This window comes from uncultured Algibacter sp. (assembly GCF_963976535.1).
Lineage (GTDB): Bacteria > Bacteroidota > Bacteroidia > Flavobacteriales > Flavobacteriaceae > Algibacter_B.
On sequence record NZ_CAXBLF010000033.1, the window covers coordinates 1 to 17,606 of the forward strand.

Sequence of the window (17,606 nt, forward strand, 5' to 3'; positions counted from 1 at the left end):
TTTTCTCAGGAATCCACTTAATTTCATTCGCTTGTAAGTCAAATGACAACTTTCGTGCCAATACAAAAAGATAGTCAGAAAGACGGTTTAAATAAGTCAGTGCATTTGCCTCAAAAGGTTCTAAATCGTTAAGCGCAGAAGCTAAACGTTCCGCTCTACGGCATACACATCGGGCTATGTGACAGAATGACACCGTTTGATGGCCACCAGGAAGCACAAAATGCGTCATAGGTGGTAGCGCCTCGTTCATGGTATCCATTTCCTGTTCTAAGCGTTCAATATCTTCAGTAGAAATTTTCTCGATGTTTAATCTTTCCTTACCATTTTTTAAAATCGCTTTTTCAGGGTCGGTTGCTAAAATAGCACCAATTGTAAATAATCGATCCTGAATTTTCATCAATAAATCTTTATAATCTTGATGGATGTCTTGGTCGCGAATTAAGCCCAAATGTGAGTTTAATTCATCAACAGTTCCATAACTTTCAATTCTAATATGATGTTTGGGTACGCGAGTACCTCCAAATAATGCGGTGGTGCCTTTGTCTCCTGTTTTGGTGTAAATCTTCATAGCACGAAGTTATAGTATTTTTAAGAGTATTACAAAGGTTACTAAATCAATAAAGGTTGTTAATATCTTCTTTATAAATTAAGATTTAGCGAGTCAATTTGTAAGTAATTTATTAATTAAATTTGTTTTAAGCTATTATAACAAACTCATACTATGAAAAAAATTACGGCATTATTACTTTTTTTCACGTTTACCTCTCTATTAAATGCGCAATCCTACATCGGTTTTCTTACTGATAATTACAGTGGTGTGCATGGTGTAATTTCTAATCCAGCAAATATTGCCGATTCTCGTTTTAAAACAGATATTAATCTTGCAGGAGCAAGTATATTTGGAAGTAACGATTATTTTGGTATTAATCTTTTTGACGCAACAAAAAATGGATATAGTTTTGATTTGGAATCAAAAAAACATCCAAAAGATGCAAATAGTGGAGCAATAAATGCTGATATTCTAGGGCCATCTTTTATGTTTAATCTTACCGAAAATAGCTCTTTAGCCATCTTTTCTAGAGCTAGGGCTTTTGGGAATGTTAATAGTGTTGATGGAGCTTCTATTGCCTCAATAGATGATGATTCTACATACGATGTTAGCATTACTGAAGAAAACATAAATGCTGTAGCCCATTCTTGGGCAGAGTTTGGTATTTCTTATGCAAGAGTTTTGTTGAATAAAAATCAGCACTTTTTAAAAGGTGGTGTTTCGTTAAAGTATTTACAAGGTCTAGGAAGTTCTTATATTCTCGGTGAAGACATTACCATTGATATTGATGATGATGGTACTGATCTAGGCGGTGGTGTAACAGTGGGAAGTATAGACTCTAGTGGGAATCTAACGTATGCACGTTATGATGAGTTTGATAATGATGATTATGATTATAAAACGCCTGATAATGCTAATGGTTTAGGTGTCGATTTTGGTGTTATTTATGAATGGAGACCAAAGTATGGAGATTATAAAGCAGACGATTCTAATTCATATAATTTTAAAGACAAGAATAAGTACAAATTAAAAATAGGCGTATCTGTTACAGATATTGGTTTTATTGATTATAAAGATGGTATTAGAGAAGCATTCAATATTACTGATACGGATGTCAACCAAAATCAATTTGAAGCCCAGGCAGATTTCGGAACTGCATTAAACACGTTTTACACACAAACTAATTCTGCTACAGGGTATAAAATTGATTTACCAACAGCACTACACGTTAATGTAGACTGGAGTTTTACTAACAAAGTGTATTTAAATTTGAATACCGATTTTTCATTGATGTCTAAAGATAGAATAAGTGCAAATCGTGTATTAAACACAGTGTCGTTAACTCCACGTTTTGAGAGTAAATGGTTTAGTTTTTATATGCCTTTAAGTGTTATTGAAAATAATGGTTTTAGAATGGGAGCAGGTTTAAGAGCTGGACCACTATACATAGGTTCAGGGTCTGTAATTTCTGCATTTACAAGTGACAATAATAGAGAAGCAGATGTGTATGCAGGATTAAAAATACCAGTATATCAAGGTGTCCCAAAAGATAAGGATGAAGATGGCATTATTGATAAATTTGATGATTGCCCAAAAGTATCAGGACCAGTTGAGAATAATGGTTGTCCTTGGGGAGATGCAGATGAGGATGGTTTATTAGATAATGTTGATGAATGTCCAGAGGTAGCGGGCTCAGAAGAAAATAAAGGATGCCCCTGGGGCGATAAGGATGAGGATGGTATTATAGATAAGCTTGATGCTTGCCCGGAAGAAGCTGGTCCTGCAGATAATAAAGGTTGCCCTTGGAGAGATACTGATGGTGATGGTGTTTTTGATAAAGATGATGATTGTATCGATGCCGTTGGTACCGTTGCTAACAATGGTTGCCCTGAAGCTGTGATACAAGAGCTTCAAAAAACATTGAATGATTATGCTAAAGTTATCTTGTTTGATTATGGCACTTCTTCTATAAGCGACCAGTCTAATCAAGTTTTATCTGATATCATAGTGGTTTTAAAAGAGTATTCTAATGCCAGATTTACAATTGAAGGTCATACGGATAGTATTGGTAGTTATGGGTTAAACAAAAGATTATCTGATGCTAGAGCTAATGCTGTTAAAAGCTTTTTAGTTGAAAATGGTATAGATTCAAGTCGATTATCAGCTATAGGATATGGTGAAAGAAAACCAATTGCTACCAATATGTATAAAGCAGGTAGGAAACAAAATAGAAGAGTAGAAATTAACTTAGTGAAGTAGAAAAAACTTTTATTAAATACTAATTTAGTACATGACAAAAATTTAGAATAGAAAGCTACACTCATATAGCATATTATGGCTTTTTCGTTAAAAAAACCTGTCAGGTCTTTTTTATCCTGAAAATTGCGAGTAGTTTATTTCTCAAAATTAATTTTTGTCATGTACTTAAAAATAATAATCAAAAACTCAGCATTTAATAAGTACTGAGTTTTTTTTTGTCATTCCTGCGAAGGCAGGAATCCACTTAGCTAGTGTAAGGTTGTTTTTTAAACTAAACTCTAATTTTAAAGTGTTCTTTTACTTGTTCATTTCTAAAGAAAACAAAACCCCAAAAAAAGGTGTCAATAGTAACTGTGACTTTAGGATGTTCTTTTATAATTTCCCACGCTTCAGTCATGCTTTCAGACCAATAAATATCATCAAAAATAAAAACAGAATCATTATTAGCTGTTTTTAATACCATTTCAAAATATTTTAAAGTCGCTTTTTTTTGATGGTTTCCATCAAAGAAAATAAGATTATATCTATTTGAACTTAGTTTTTCAATTTCAGTATTAAAATTTCCAGTAATAATATTTATATGTTCAGAATCTTGAATCTTTAATTGATTTTTTGAAAACGCTGAGGTGTTCGGGCAACCCTCAATAGATGTGATTTTAGCTTTGGGATTTCCTAAATTCATAGCATGTGTTGCAATGCCTAAGGAAGTTCCTAACTCTAAAATGTTATTTGGTTTAAAATAATTAGTGAGTCTGTATAGAAGTTTTGCTCTTGTATGAGTTGTGCCAGCTTTTTTAGTGATATCAGAAACTGAACGTTCTTGATGTTTCATGACTTGTGAACCAGCCCCTAAATCTTTGACTTTAATTTTAGTGTTACTTTCAAGTAACGATTTTCTATAATTCAAAATAGTATTATAGGCTTCGTAATTGGTTTTATCATAAAAACATTTGGTAACCAAATCATACACGAAAGGGGAGTGTACACCGTGTTGATTGGTTGATTTTATGATGAATTTTATGTATTGCTTTATTTGGTAAAACATATTTCTATGTCTGGTCGAGCGCAGTCGAGACCTAATTTTGTTTACATGTTAACTAAAACCTCTCGACTGCGCTCGAGGGGACAGGGTTGTTGTCAGGCAAAAAACTTTGCGTCTCTGCGTCTTTGCGAGAGAACTTTAACCTTCCAATTTAGAAGATAATTCGAACCAACGTTCTTCTTTAGCTTCAATGCTATCTATGATTTTTTGTAACTCTTTAGATAATTTATTGATATTGTCTTGAGATAAATCAGGATTGTGAAACTTATTTTCCAGTTCCTTTTTGTCAAATGCCAATGATTTTAATTTACTCTCAATGTTTTTTAGTTCTTTTTCTTCATTATAAGAAAGCTTAGAGGCTTCATTTTGTTTTGAAGGTTGTTTGTCTTTTTTGTCCACTGAAGTTTTTGAAATCACAGGCTGACAGTCTTCATAAACTCGGTAATCTGTATAATTTCCTGGAAAATTTTCAATAATACCATCACCTTTAAAAATAAATAGATGATCTATTACTTTATCCATAAAATAACGATCGTGCGTTACAACAATAACACATCCTGGAAAATCTAAAAGAAAACTTTCCAAAACATTAAGCGTTACTATATCTAAATCGTTTGTTGGTTCATCAAGAATTAAAAAGTTAGGATTCTGAATTAAAACCGTACATAAATACAATCGTTTACGCTCACCACCACTAAGTTTTTCAACAAAATCATGTTGTTTTTTTCTGCTAAATAAAAAACGTTCTAAAAGTTGTTGTGCGCTTATTTGTTTTCCTTTTTTTAATGGAATATAATCACCAAATTCACGAATAACATCAATAACTTTTTGTTCGGGTTTTATGGTAATTCCATTTTGTGTGTAATAGCCAAATTTAATAGTGTCTCCAGTTATAACTTTTCCCGAATCTGGTTTAGCCGTTTCAGTAAGTATATTCAGAAAAGTAGTTTTTCCAGTGCCATTTTTTCCAATAATACCAACACGTTCTCCTTTTTGAAACATATAATTAAATCCATCTAAAATGGTTTTATCTTTATATGCTTTTGATACTTTATGGAATTCTAGAATTTTACTTCCCAAACGTTCCATATTAAGCTCTAACTGAACCTCATGGTCATTTCTGCGTTGGTGCGCACGATGTTTTATATCTGCAAAATCATCAATTCTAGATTTAGATTTGGTGGTTCGGGCTTTAGGCTGGCGTCGCATCCAATCCAGTTCCTTCTTAAACAGTTGCTTTGCTTTGCCTGTTTCTACAGCTTGTTGTTCTATTCTTGCATCTCGCTTTTCTAAGTAGTAAGAGTAATTACCTTTATAACAGTGTAGTTCACCATCGTCTAATTCAATAATTTCATTACACACACGTTCCAGAAAGTATCTGTCGTGAGTCACCATAAAAAGCGTGATGTTTTCTTTAGCAAAAAAAGATTCTAACCATTCTATCATTTCTAAATCTAAATGATTTGTAGGTTCATCTAAAACTAGTAAATCGGGTTTATTGATTAAAGCATTTGCGAGTGCGAGTCGTTTTTTTTGCCCACCAGAGAGCGTGCTTACTTTATCTCCTAAATTTTCAAGCTTCAATTTGAAAAGAATTTGTTTATAAAGGGTTTCGAAATTCCAGGCTTGATGATGTTCCATAGCATCAAAAGCAGCCTGATATGTTTCAGTATCTTCTGAGTTTAAAAGCGCTTTTTCATAATTCGAAATCACTTTTAAAATAGGGTTATCACTAGCTAGAATGGTGTCTTCAATAGTTAGTTTTTCATCAAATTTAGGATCTTGCGATAGAAAGGCAACCTTAATATCTTTTCTAAATATAACGTCGCCTGAATCAGAAGTATCATCACCAGATAAAATATTTAAAATGGACGTTTTACCTGTTCCATTTTTTGCAACAAATGCTATTTTTTGGTCTTTATGGACACTAAATGAAATATTTTCAAAGAGTGTGAGTTCTCCATAAGATTTAGATATGTTTTCAACTGTTAGATAATTCAAAGGAAAGTTTTTTGCAAATAACGTACAAAAAACCAAAAAAACCTCCATTAGTTTTATTGTTCAACTCGAAAACTTATATTTGTGATAAATCAATGTGCCTCAATATGAAGAGCTATTTTTTAAGTATTTGCTTAATAATTTGTGTTTTGTTTTCTTCTTGTATTACTAATAAAGATTTAGTTTACCTTCAAGATAAAGGGAATGTTTCTGATGTAGCTCTTCAACTTAAAGAATTATCAAAACCATATAGGGTACAAATAAGTGATATATTAAGTATAAATGTTAAAGCTTTAGATCCAGAACTTGTAAGTATATTTAATCCAGTTGAAAGTGCTAATGGTTCTTCTCAAGGTGGTGGGTTATATTTTAGTGGTTTTACGGTAGATTTACATGGGAACATTGAATTTCCAATTTTAGGAAAAATTAATGTATTAGGATTCACAATTAATGAAATAAAGGAAAAAGTTAAGAGTGAACTTTTAAAACAATATTTCAAAGAAGATGCAGAACTTTTTGTTACTGTAAAATTAGCAGGCCTAAAATATACTACAATTGGAGAGATTGGTTCAGGTGTGTATACGCTTTTTCAAGATCGCGTTAATATTATCGAAGCTTTAGCAAATGCAGGGGATATTCCTTCGACAGGAGATAGAAAAGATGTTTTAATAATTAGGCAATATCCTGATGGTCAAAAAATTCATCATATAGATTTAACGGATATTTCGGCGATGCAATCGCCATTTTACTTCATACAGCCTAACGATATTATTTTAGTTAAGCCACTTAAACGTAAAGCTATAGGTGCTGGACAAACAGCTATTCAAAATTTAACTACAATTGCATCTATATTGTCTGTTTTAGTGTCCACTTATTTTTTAACAAAGAATCTTTAGATAGGTATTATGGAAGATGAATTCGATGTTTCAGAATCACAATCGCAACAACCTTCATTTGATATAAAGGCGTTCTTGTTTCGTGTTTTAAGCTACTGGAAACTATTTATTTTATTTATTGGAATTGGCATATTTGTAGTATATCAACAAAATATTCGTACGCAACAATCTTATAGATTAGGAACTCAAATTTCTATTGAAGATGAGTCTAATCCTTTGTTTACATCAACAACTAGCTTAACATTTAATTGGGGAGGCGTTTCTGGAAAAGTACAAACAACCATGAATTCTCTGACGTCAAGATCTATTCATGAAAAAGTAGTTGATAATCTTGAGTTTTATATTAATTATCTTAAACAGTCTAGATTTAGGAAAGATGACATATATAGTTATGCACCTTTTAAGATTGATTTAATACCAGATACATATCAAATATTAAATTCACCTATTCGAATAACGTTTCTTGAAAATAATAAATATGAGCTTTACATAAATTTTGAATCCAATTTAGTACAAACTCAAAATTACACTGATAAAAGTAAAACTACTCTAGATGTTCAAGTGGGCGAATTTAAAAAGGTATATAATATTGGAGATACTATAACTCTCCCATTTATAAATACTATTTTAAATATAAAGGAAGATAGAAAAGCATCAGTAAATGAAGAATATTTTATAGCGTTTAATGATTTTGATGCGGTAGTTGGAGCTTATAGAAGTAAATTATCAATAAATAACCCTAGAAACTCTGCTATACTAAATTTAAGCATGGTTGATGTTAATAAAGCAAAAATTGTTGACTACTTAAATGAAACTGTAAAAGTTTTAAGTGAAGATCAATTAAATAGAAAAAATCAATTTGTTACAAATACCATTTCGTTTATTGATGAGCAGTTAGATCGTGTGAAATCACAATTAACTTTAAATGCCGATTCTTTAAATAATTATAAGCAAAAAAATAAAATATTTAACTTAAATGATGAAAGTTCTGCAATAAATAATAAACTTACTTCATTAGAGTTAGAAAAAGAAAATATAATTAGAAAACTAGCTTATTATGCTAGTTTAAAAACCTATTTAGAAACAAGCGATACCTTTACAGAAGTGCCAGCTCCTGCTATTGCTGGAATTGATGACTCTAATATACTTGCTAATATTGGTAAAATAAATAATTTATCAGTACAGAAATCTAAATATGGGTCAACTGTTAGAAAAGACGCTACAATTTTTGCTGATCTTAATAGACAAATAGAAGGATTAAAAACAGTTCTTTTAGAAAACATCAGTTCTACAACCAATGAATTAAAAAGAATATTGCAAAATGTAAATTCTAAAATAGCAATTCAAGAAGCTAAAATTAGAATGCTACCAAAAGCGCAACAAAAATTGTTTGATATTCAAAGACAATATTCATTAAGCGAACAAACCTATAATATGTTTTTAGCTAAGCGTGGCGAAGCAGATATTATAAAATCGGCGAGTGTTTCAGATATCTTAATCATCGATAAAGCTAAAGATACAGGGGCAACACCCATAGATTTAAAGTTGAGTTCACGTTATTTATTTGCCATTATTGGAGGATTATTGCCACCACTATTATTAGCTTTCTTTATTACTTTTTTCGATAATAAATTACATAATCCTAAAGTTCTAGAAAATTTATCTAATATTCCACTATTAGGGGTTGTAGGTAAAAGTGATTTAGAGAATAATATGGTGGTTCACTTAAAACCTAAATCGACAATATCAGAGGCATTTAGATCCATAAGGTCTAGTTTGCAATATTTTTATAAAAAACACAGTCTTGAAGGTGCCAAAACAGTAATGGTTACATCATCTGTAAGTGGCGAAGGGAAAACATTTTGCTCTATTAATATAGCAACGGTTCTTGCTATGAGTGGTAAAAGAACTATTTTGGTAGGTTTAGACCTTAGAAAGCCTAAGATATTTGGCGATTTTGATATAAAGAATGATATTGGTGTGGTTAACTATTTAATTGGGCAAAAGGATATTGATGAGGTATTGCAAAAAACAAAAGTGCCAAATTTAGATGTTATTACTTCTGGCCCTGTTCCACCAAATCCTTCAGAGTTATTAATAGGAGAAAGAATGGATGATTTAGTAGCTGTGCTCAAAAAGTCTTATGATTATATTGTTTTAGATACACCACCAATAGGGTTAGTTGCTGATGCTCTAGAGCTTACAGAATATGTAGATGCTACAATATATGTTGTAAGACAAGACTATACTAAAAAGGGTATGATAAACCTTATAAATACTAAATATAATAAGGGTGAAATAAAAAATTTGAGTTTTGTGTATAATGGTTATAATCAGAAAGGGAAATATGGTTATGGTTATGGCTATGGCTATGGTTATGGCTACGGTTATGGTAGTTATGGCAAAGGTTATAACGATGAAGACTCTATTAAAAACACATCCATGTCTCGAATTAAATCTTTTTTTAAATTATAAATTAAACTAAGAATACATTGACTAATAAAAATGTAAATTGGCTTTACTCAATTTCTCCAAAGAAAAAATTAATTGATTTAAATCTTAAAGAGATTTGGCGTTATCGTGATTTGCTTTTTTTGTTCGTTAAAAGGAACGTCGTTACTTTATATAAGCAAACTATTTTAGGACCGTTGTGGTACTTCATTCAACCACTTTTCACATCAATAATTTTCACCTTAATATTTAATAATATTGCTAATATTTCTACAGGAGATGGTATACCCCCTTTTCTGTTTAATTTAGCAGGAATTACCTTTTGGAACTATTTTAAGGAGTGTTTGATGGGTACAAGTGATACATTTAGGAAGAATCAAAATATTTTTGGAAAAGTTTATTTCCCTAGAGTTATTATGCCTATATCGGTAGTCGTTTCAAACCTTATAAAGTTTGGGATTCAGTTGTTGGTATTTGTTTGTTTTTACCTGTATTTTGCGTTTTTTACTAATCAAGCAATACATGCATCACCACAAATTGAGTTAATTATTTTGCCTGTATTGGTGTTTTTTATGGGGCTTTTGGGGTTAGGTTTTGGTATGATTATATCCTCAATGACTACAAAATATAGAGATTTGTCATACTTAGTTACTTTTGGGGTCCAATTATTAATGTATGCTTCAGCGGTTATGTATCCTTTAGAATTGATTAAAACAAAGGTGGCAGAAGGTAGTATTCCTAAATTAGCTGGTATACTTATAGAATATAATCCAATGACAACAATTATAGAAGCGTTTAGATTTATTGCACTTGGTGCAGGAGATTTTTCTTTAGTAAAGCTTTTATATGTTATTTTGATAAGTTCTGTATTATTTATAATAGGCTTAATTATTTTTAATAAAACTGAAAAAAGTTTTATAGATACGGTATAATGGAAGAGATTAAAAACGAAAGTATTTCAAACATTAACAAGAACAAGGACTTTTATGATAAGAAATATAAAAAGGTCAATGTTAGTGGACTTATAAAGACCTTAAATAACTTAGATTCATTTTTAAATGATGCCACAACTACAGATATTAGTTGGGTTGGCATGTATGTAAATAATTTTAAAGACACGGTTAAAGGTAAAAAAATAATGGAGTTGGGCTGTGGTAACTGTGCTAATGTTGCTGTTTTAGCAGCTTTAGGAGCCGAAGTTATAGCTAATGATATTTCAGAATATAGTAGTGATATTATTAATGCTCTAAACGCCAATTATAAATTTGAATATGATATTGTATTTGTAAAAGGAGATTTTACTGATCATAATTTACCAAAACAATCACTAGATATGGTTATAGGTAAAGCTTTTTTACATCATTTAACATTAGAACACGAATTAGAAGTTATAAAAAAAATTAATCAAGTTTTAAAACCAGAAGGCGAAGCACGTTTTTTTGAACCTGCTATAAATAGTAATTTTTTGGATGAGTTACGATGGGCTGTTCCAATGGATAATAGACCTTCAAAATTATTTAGTCCAAAAGCTTTTAAACAATGGGAAGATTCAGATCCGCACCCACATCGCGATAATAGTTCGAAACATTTTAAACAATTAGGGCATCAGTTTTTTAGTAAAACTGAAATTATACCAATGGGCATGTTAGAGCGTTTTTATCGTATTTTACCTTTTTCAACAAAAACGGTTAGAAAATATAGAAGAATAGCGTTAAAAATAGAAAAATATGCACCAAGATTTATTCAATATTTTGGAGCAAGAAGTCAAACTATTATTTATAAAACACCAAGAATCAATTAAGCATGTCTAATATAATTTTAAAGGCTGAAAATATTTCTAAGCAATACCGTTTAGGTGTGGTTAGTTCGGGTACTTTAAGCCATGATTTAACGCGATGGTGGCATATGGTAAGAGGCAAGGAAGATCCGTATTTAAAAATAGGCGAAACCAACGATAGAAGTACAAAAGGCAGTAGTGATTATGTTTGGGCATTGCAGGATATTAATTTTGAAGTTAAGCGAGGCGAGGTATTAGGTATAATTGGTAAAAATGGAGCTGGTAAATCAACACTTTTAAAAATACTCTCTAGAGTTACTGGGCCAACTACAGGCGAAATTAAAACTAAAGGGCGCATTGCATCGTTACTTGAAGTGGGTACAGGTTTTCATCCAGAAATGACGGGACTTGAAAATATTTACCTTAATGGTGCGATTTTAGGAATGACTAAAAAGGAAATACAACAAAAAGAAGCTGAAATTATCAATTTTAGTGGTTGTCAACGTTATATTGATACGCCAGTTAAGCGTTATTCTTCTGGTATGAGAGTGCGTTTGGCGTTTGCAGTAGCTGCCCATCTCGAACCAGATATTTTGGTTATTGATGAGGTTTTGGCTGTTGGCGATGCCGAATTCCAAAAGAAAGCCGTTGGTAAAATGCAAGATATTAGTAAGGGTGAAGGACGAACAGTTTTATTTGTAAGTCATGATATGAACGCTATTTCATTACTAACCGATCGTGTTATTGTGCTAAAAGATGGAAAAGTAAATTATGAAGGTGATACAGATAGCGGTATAAAAGAATACCTTAAAGGTGACGATAAACAATTAAACTATAATTACAAAGGAGAGGTAAGAAACCCAAAAGTTATATTTGCAGAAATACAAACAAGTTTGCCAAATAATGTACATGAATTTGGAAAAGAAATTAAGTTTGTTTTTACACTAGATTTACCATTTGATACTGAATATTTAGCATTGTCTTTTCAAATTATTGATGAGTTTAGTGTGCCAATTACACATTCATGGGTATTTGATGCTGATAATGATATTAAAAGAAAAAAAGGACAATACACATTTCAATGTAGTTACCCAAACCCGAAACTATATAGCGGTAATTATTCGTTGTTAGTACATTTGTCTAATTCAAGAACAAAAGAGAAATTCGATTTCTTAGATTCGGTATGTCATTTTAAACTACAAATGATGAAAACAGTAAGATCTGAATACCATTGGCAAAAAAACACGTGTAAATATATTGAAGAAATGGAGTGGAAGACATTTAATAAAGAGGATGTATAAAGAAATTAAGCAAAAAATAAAGACAAAAATTTTTAAAAAGTTTTTCGCTGAATACAAAGTTTTTCAAAAAAATAATTATTCAGATTTTTCTAATGATGAGCTTGATATTGTAAACAGGGTAAAATCGTTTACAATGACTTCACCTGAACGTATAGTAAGTTTTGTTCGAGCTATAAATTATATTGAAGATCATAATATTGAAGGCAGTATAGTTGAATGTGGTGTGTGGAAAGGGGGAAGTTCAATGGCTGCTTTATTAGCTTTGAAAAATAAAAACAGAAGTATTTATTTGTATGATACTTTTGAAGGGATGAGTGAGCCAACTAAAGAAGATAAATCATTTAAAGATGAATCTGCTCATAAGGCATATCAAACAAAAGATGAATATTGGAAACGAATAGAATGCTATTCTAGTTTATCTGAAGTTGAAAATAATATACATACAACCAATTACCCAAAGGATAAGATTAGTTTTGTTCAAGGTAAAGTTGAAGATACCATACCTGAAACAATTCCAGATAAAATAGCGGTTTTAAGATTAGATACCGATTGGTATGAATCTACAATGCATGAAATGGTTCATTTGTTTCCTAGATTAATTAAAGGAGGCGTTATTATTATTGATGATTATGGCCATTGGAAAGGATGTAGAAAAGCAATTGATGAGTATGTTTTAAAACATAATATCAAGTTGTTTTTAAGCAGGGTAGATTATACTTGTAGAATTGGTGTTAAACTTGAAGATGGATAATTTTACAAATATCGATTTTGCTACAGAAAACTTAGATCGTTATCAAATAAGGTCTTCTATTTTTAGTGCTATAAAAAAAACAATCCCTCTGTTTAAAGGTGAGTTGTTAGATGTTGGTTCTGGAAAAATGCCATATAAAGCGTATATTTTAAATAACTCTAAAGTAAATAATTATGTTGGCTTAGATATAGAAAACGCATTACTATATGATAGTCATGTAAAGCCAGATTTTACTTGGGATGGTACCATTATGCCATTTGAAGATTTAAGTTTTGATTGTGCTTTTGCAACCGAGGTTTTAGAGCATTGTCCAGAGCCGGAAGTTGTTTTAAAAGAAGTAAATCGTGTTTTAAAACCAGATGGTGTTTTCTTTTTTACAGTACCATTTTTATGGAATTTACATGAAGCACCTCACGATGAATATCGGTATACACCATTTTCTTTAAGGCGTCATTTAGAAAACTCAGGCTTTATGGACATAGAAATTGCTGCAACTGGTGGTTGGCATGCGTCTATGGCACAAATGTTAGGATTGTGGGTAAGGCGAAGCCCTATGTCTAGTTCTAAAAGAAAATACTTGTCTTTTTTAATTAAACCAGTTATTAAAAAGTTGTTGGAGCTCGATAAAAATGAAAAGGTATTATTTACGGACGGACAAATGATAACGGGGTTATACGGTACTGCCAAAAAAAAGTAAAATATGAAGATTGCTATATTCTCTCCAAGTAAAAATCCGTACTCTGAAACCTTTATTCAGGCACATAAAAACTTTCTGAAAGATGAGGTGTTTTATTATTATGGTAGAGCAGATACTATTAGATTAGAACACTATCAACCAAATTTTTCTGATAAAATATCTCGATTAAGCTTAAAGTTGTTCTCGAAATTTTTTAAAAAACCTAGTAATTATATTTGGACAAAACTTGTTGAACGCTCAATAAAAAAGAATAAAATAGATAAAGTTTTAATCGAGTATGGAACACATGCATACCATTTACTCCCAGTCCTTAAAAGAATAAATATTCCTTTTGCTATCCATTTTCATGGGTATGACGCTAGTTTAAAACGTACAATAAAACAATGTAATTATTATAAAGATTTATTTGAAATAGCTGATAGCGTAATAGCCGTTTCAAAAAAAATGGAAGAAATGCTATTGCAAATAGGTTGTCCAAAAAACATATTAGTTTATAATGTTTATGGGCCTCATCCTGAGTTTTTACAGGTACAGGCTAAGTTTAATAAGAAACAGTTTATAGCTATTGGTAGATTTACCAATAAAAAAGCACCGTATTATACTATAATGGCATTTAAAGAGGTTTTGAATAAGCATCCTGGAGCTAAATTGTTAATGGGTGGAGATGGTGAATTGCTTAATACATGTAAGAACTTAGTTAACCATTATAATATAGCTCAAAATGTAATATTTTTAGGTGTTATTACTCCAGATGTTTTTAGAGGTTATTTATCAGAATCTTTGGCTTTTGTTCAACATTCTATAACTGCAGATAATGGCGATATGGAGGGTACACCACTTGCTGTTTTAGAATCTAGCGCAGCAGGTTTACCTATTATTTCAACATATCATGCTGGGATTCCTGATGTTGTAATACATGAAGAGACTGGTTTGTTAAGTAACGAGCATGATGTGAAAACAATAAGTACCCACATGCAACAATTGTTAGACAATCTAGATTATGCTAAAACCCTAGGTGAACAAGGTAAAAATAACATCAAAACTAATTTTAGTATGGAGCGGCACATAAATAAGCTTCAAAATATTTTAGAAGAAATTTAGTTGAAGCAATATTATATAATCGCAATACAAGCGCATAAAACGAAGAAATACTTAAAAATAAATAATGAAACATTATTTACTTACAAGATTTAATTTAACATTTAAAGAATGGAAAACCTCAAAGAATGGTGAGCTTGTTTTAACTGATAAATGGTTAAAAAATAGGTTTGTACTTTTTGAGAATTATTGCTTATTATCGGTTAAAAATCAAACATGTCAGAACTTTATATGGTGTGTTTTTTTTGATATTAAAACACCAGTTGAATACAGAGATAAAATAGAATCCATTTCAAAAAATTATTCGAATTTTAAGCCAGTTTTTATAGACGGTAATGAAAATCTTGAGCAATCATTTATTGAGTACATAACTAATGATATTAGTAAAGACGATAATTATGTAATTACAACAAGACTCGATAACGATGACCTTATTCATAAAGACTTCATTAAAACAATCCAGGAATTATATAAACCTGAAGATAATTTGGTTATTGATTTAAGAAAAGGGCACTCCATTACTTTAGGAGAACCACATTCTGAAATTAGAGAATTTACAAGTCGTTTTAATCCATTTATAAGTGTTGTAGAGAGTGTAAAAGACATTAAAACAGTAATTTCTAAAATGCATCAAGATTGGAAAACATCAACTCATATTATTGATTATAATAAAAATAAGTTGTGGATAGAACTGGTTCATCAAGAAAATAAACTTAATGATACTAAAAACAACTTAAAGAGAATTTATAAAATTAATAATGAAGATTTTGGCTTAATTTACAAAGAGAAACTAATAGACCACCCGCTTTCAATAGTAGGTATTTTTGCTAAGTCAAATTTAAAAGCTATTCTTAAATTATTCAGAAGAATCGTTAACAAACTAACAAAATAATATTTAGCTTTAATAAGAGTCTATTCTTGAGAATATGATGCTTTCTTTTTAGAGTATAGCTTTTATTATTACTTTTAGCACAAATAAATAAAAATCTTGAGTTCTCCATTAGTTTCAATTATTATTCCAACTTATAATAGGGCAAACCTTATTCTAGAAACTTTAAATAGTATCAAGGAGCAAACCTATACTCATTTGGAATGTATTGTGGTTGATGATGGATCGACTGATGATACGGAAAAAATACTAACAGAGTTTTGTTTAAAAGATAAACGTTTTCAGTTTCACCACCGCCCTAATTCAAGTCCAAAGGGAGCAAATTCATGCCGTAATTACGGATTTAAATTAAGTCAGGGCACATATATTAACTGGTTTGATAGTGATGATTTTATGCATCAGGATAAGCTTAAAATTCAAGTTGAAGCTTTAGAGAAAAGTGAATTTAGTTTTTCGGTTTGTCAAACTTTAGTTTTTGAAAATTCTATTGAAAATATTATTGGATTAAGACATGGAATAATTTATTCTGACAAGTCTTTTGAAGATTATTTATCACGGAAAATTATTTGGATGACACCCTCTGCAGTATGGAAAAAAGAGTTTTTGCTTAAATTGGATTATTTATTTGATGAGGAATTGCAAGCGGCTCAAGAATGGGAATTCCATTGTAGAGCATTATTTGTATCCCCTACGTATCATGTTACTGAAAAATCTTTAGTCTATATAAGGCGACATTTAGAGAGTATTTCATATAATAATGACATAGAAAAAAGGGAGCTGAATTACCTAGTCGCTAGAGAAAAAGTATTTAATTTTTTAAAAGAAAAGAAAATTAAAAATAATTATCTTATTAAATATTTCATAACCCAGTATAAGCAATACTTAAAGAAAAGAGATTTTAGTACCGCTATTAAAATATTGAAAAAGCAATTGTTTTTTTGTGAAGACTTAACCTTTTTTTATAGAATGAAACTCATGATTTCATACTTTTTCTATGCTATTTTTAATAAAGGAGAATTCATTTTTAAAGGAAAACGTTTCAAAACTGATTAATAAAAAGATATATGGCTAATAACAAATTAGTTTCCATAATTGTACCATGTTATAATCAATCCCAGTATCTTAATGAGGCTTTGGAATCTGTACTGCAACAATTTTATAAAGATTGGGAATGTATTATAGTAAATGATGGTTCTGAGGATAGTACCGAAGAAATAGCTAAAAAATGGGTGACTAAAGATGTCAGGTTTAAGTTTATAAATCAATCCAATCAAGGGGTTTCTGCAGCAAGAAATGCAGGTATTAAATCTTCAAAAGGGCGGTTCGTTTTATGTTTGGACGCAGACGATTTAATTTCAGAAGATTATGTGCAATTGGCCGTAGATGCCTTTTCAACTAAGCCAAACCTGTCTTTGGTTTATAGTGAGGCTGAAAAATTTGGGGAACAAAATGGTAAATGGGATTTGCCAGAATTCAGTTTACAACGCATGGCAGAATCTAACATTATCTTTAATGCTGCTTTTTTTAAGAAAGCAGATTGGGAAAGCGTAGGCGGATTTGATGAGAATATGAAACAGGGTCTTGAAGATTGGGAATTCTGGATTCATCTTTTAAAAGACGGTGCGCAAGTGTATCAAATACAAAAAGTTTGTTTCTTTTATCGTATTAATAAACAATCCAGAAATCGATCCATTTTATCAAGTCATTATAAAACGCTTTACGAGTATATTTCAAAAAAACACATTGATTTTTTTATAAAACATATTGGAAGCTATCCAGAATTGGTAAAAAAAATGAATAAGATGAAACGTGATTATGACGCATTAAAATTTAGCAGATCAAACGCGTTGAAAGTGATATTTAATACCCTTACTTTTAAAACTAGAAAAAAGTAGAT

General features: G+C 30.8%; 15 protein-coding genes. 12 read left to right on the top strand and 3 right to left on the bottom strand.

Translation table 11 applies throughout. From position 1 onward, the window contains the following. Window positions 1-568: cob(I)yrinic acid a,c-diamide adenosyltransferase (locus AAC024_RS10000; RefSeq protein ID WP_339895243.1), on the bottom strand; the 568-nt coding region annotated here is incomplete at its 3' end. Window positions 569-721: 153 nt separating this feature from the next. On the opposite strand from AAC024_RS10000, the gene AAC024_RS10005 reads away from it, so the two are divergent. Then, a complete protein-coding gene (locus AAC024_RS10005; RefSeq protein ID WP_339895244.1) occupies window positions 722-2,809 on the top strand; it encodes a DUF5723 family protein in 2,088 nt (695 codons plus the stop codon). A gap of 271 nt (window positions 2,810-3,080) precedes the next feature. On the opposite strand, the gene AAC024_RS10010 is transcribed toward AAC024_RS10005, so the two are convergent. After that, window positions 3,081-3,854, bottom strand: a complete 774-nt coding sequence (locus AAC024_RS10010; RefSeq protein ID WP_339895245.1) for a class I SAM-dependent methyltransferase — start codon at window positions 3,852-3,854, stop codon at window positions 3,081-3,083. Between the two features lie 135 nt (window positions 3,855-3,989). Further along, window positions 3,990-5,852, bottom strand: a complete 1,863-nt coding sequence (locus tag AAC024_RS10015; protein WP_339895246.1) for an ABC-F family ATP-binding cassette domain-containing protein — start codon at window positions 5,850-5,852, stop codon at window positions 3,990-3,992. Window positions 5,853-5,956: 104 nt separating this feature from the next. Between AAC024_RS10015 and AAC024_RS10020 the strand changes: the two genes are divergently transcribed. The 11 genes from AAC024_RS10020 to AAC024_RS10070 all read left to right on the top strand — a co-directional run bounded on the left by AAC024_RS10020 (window position 5,957) and on the right by AAC024_RS10070 (window position 17,604). After that, window positions 5,957-6,745, top strand: a complete 789-nt coding sequence (locus tag AAC024_RS10020) for a polysaccharide biosynthesis/export family protein (protein WP_339895247.1) — start codon at window positions 5,957-5,959, stop codon at window positions 6,743-6,745. A gap of 9 nt (window positions 6,746-6,754) precedes the next feature. Beyond that, on the top strand, window positions 6,755-9,220 hold the full coding sequence (locus tag AAC024_RS10025; protein WP_339895248.1) for a polysaccharide biosynthesis tyrosine autokinase: 2,466 nt from the start codon (window positions 6,755-6,757) through the stop codon (window positions 9,218-9,220). Window positions 9,221-9,237: 17 nt separating this feature from the next. Further along, entirely contained in the window at window positions 9,238-10,128 is an 891-nt protein-coding gene (locus AAC024_RS10030; RefSeq protein WP_339895249.1) for an ABC transporter permease, read from the top strand. Further along, window positions 10,128-10,997, top strand: a complete 870-nt coding sequence (locus tag AAC024_RS10035) for a class I SAM-dependent methyltransferase (RefSeq protein ID WP_339895250.1) — start codon at window positions 10,128-10,130, stop codon at window positions 10,995-10,997. Before AAC024_RS10030 ends, AAC024_RS10035 begins: the two co-directional genes overlap by 1 nt. Before the next feature lie 2 nt (window positions 10,998-10,999). Next, the gene (locus tag AAC024_RS10040) at window positions 11,000-12,274 is read left to right on the top strand and encodes an ABC transporter ATP-binding protein (RefSeq protein WP_339895251.1); all 1,275 of its coding nucleotides are present in this window, start codon (window positions 11,000-11,002) and stop codon (window positions 12,272-12,274) included. Beyond that, complete coding sequence (locus AAC024_RS10045; RefSeq protein ID WP_339895252.1) at window positions 12,267-13,025, top strand: TylF/MycF/NovP-related O-methyltransferase; 759 nt, start codon at window positions 12,267-12,269, stop codon at window positions 13,023-13,025. The genes AAC024_RS10040 and AAC024_RS10045 overlap by 8 nt, the downstream gene beginning before the upstream one ends. Beyond that, window positions 13,018-13,722, top strand: a complete 705-nt coding sequence (locus AAC024_RS10050; RefSeq protein ID WP_339895253.1) for a class I SAM-dependent methyltransferase — start codon at window positions 13,018-13,020, stop codon at window positions 13,720-13,722. The genes AAC024_RS10045 and AAC024_RS10050 overlap by 8 nt, the downstream gene beginning before the upstream one ends. A 3-nt stretch (window positions 13,723-13,725) precedes the next feature. Continuing rightward, window positions 13,726-14,823, top strand: coding sequence for a glycosyltransferase (locus AAC024_RS10055; RefSeq protein ID WP_339895254.1), 1,098 nt, complete (start codon window positions 13,726-13,728; stop codon window positions 14,821-14,823). Window positions 14,824-14,887: 64 nt separating this feature from the next. Then, window positions 14,888-15,712, top strand: a complete 825-nt coding sequence (locus tag AAC024_RS10060) for a glycosyltransferase (RefSeq protein ID WP_339895255.1) — start codon at window positions 14,888-14,890, stop codon at window positions 15,710-15,712. 96 nt (window positions 15,713-15,808) lie between these two features. Continuing rightward, the gene (locus AAC024_RS10065) at window positions 15,809-16,762 is read left to right on the top strand and encodes a glycosyltransferase family 2 protein (RefSeq protein WP_339895256.1); all 954 of its coding nucleotides are present in this window, start codon (window positions 15,809-15,811) and stop codon (window positions 16,760-16,762) included. 11 nt (window positions 16,763-16,773) lie between these two features. After that, window positions 16,774-17,604: a glycosyltransferase family A protein gene (locus AAC024_RS10070; RefSeq protein ID WP_339895257.1), complete on the top strand. Its 831-nt coding sequence runs from the start codon at window positions 16,774-16,776 to the stop codon at window positions 17,602-17,604. Window positions 17,605-17,606: the final 2 nt, after the last annotated feature.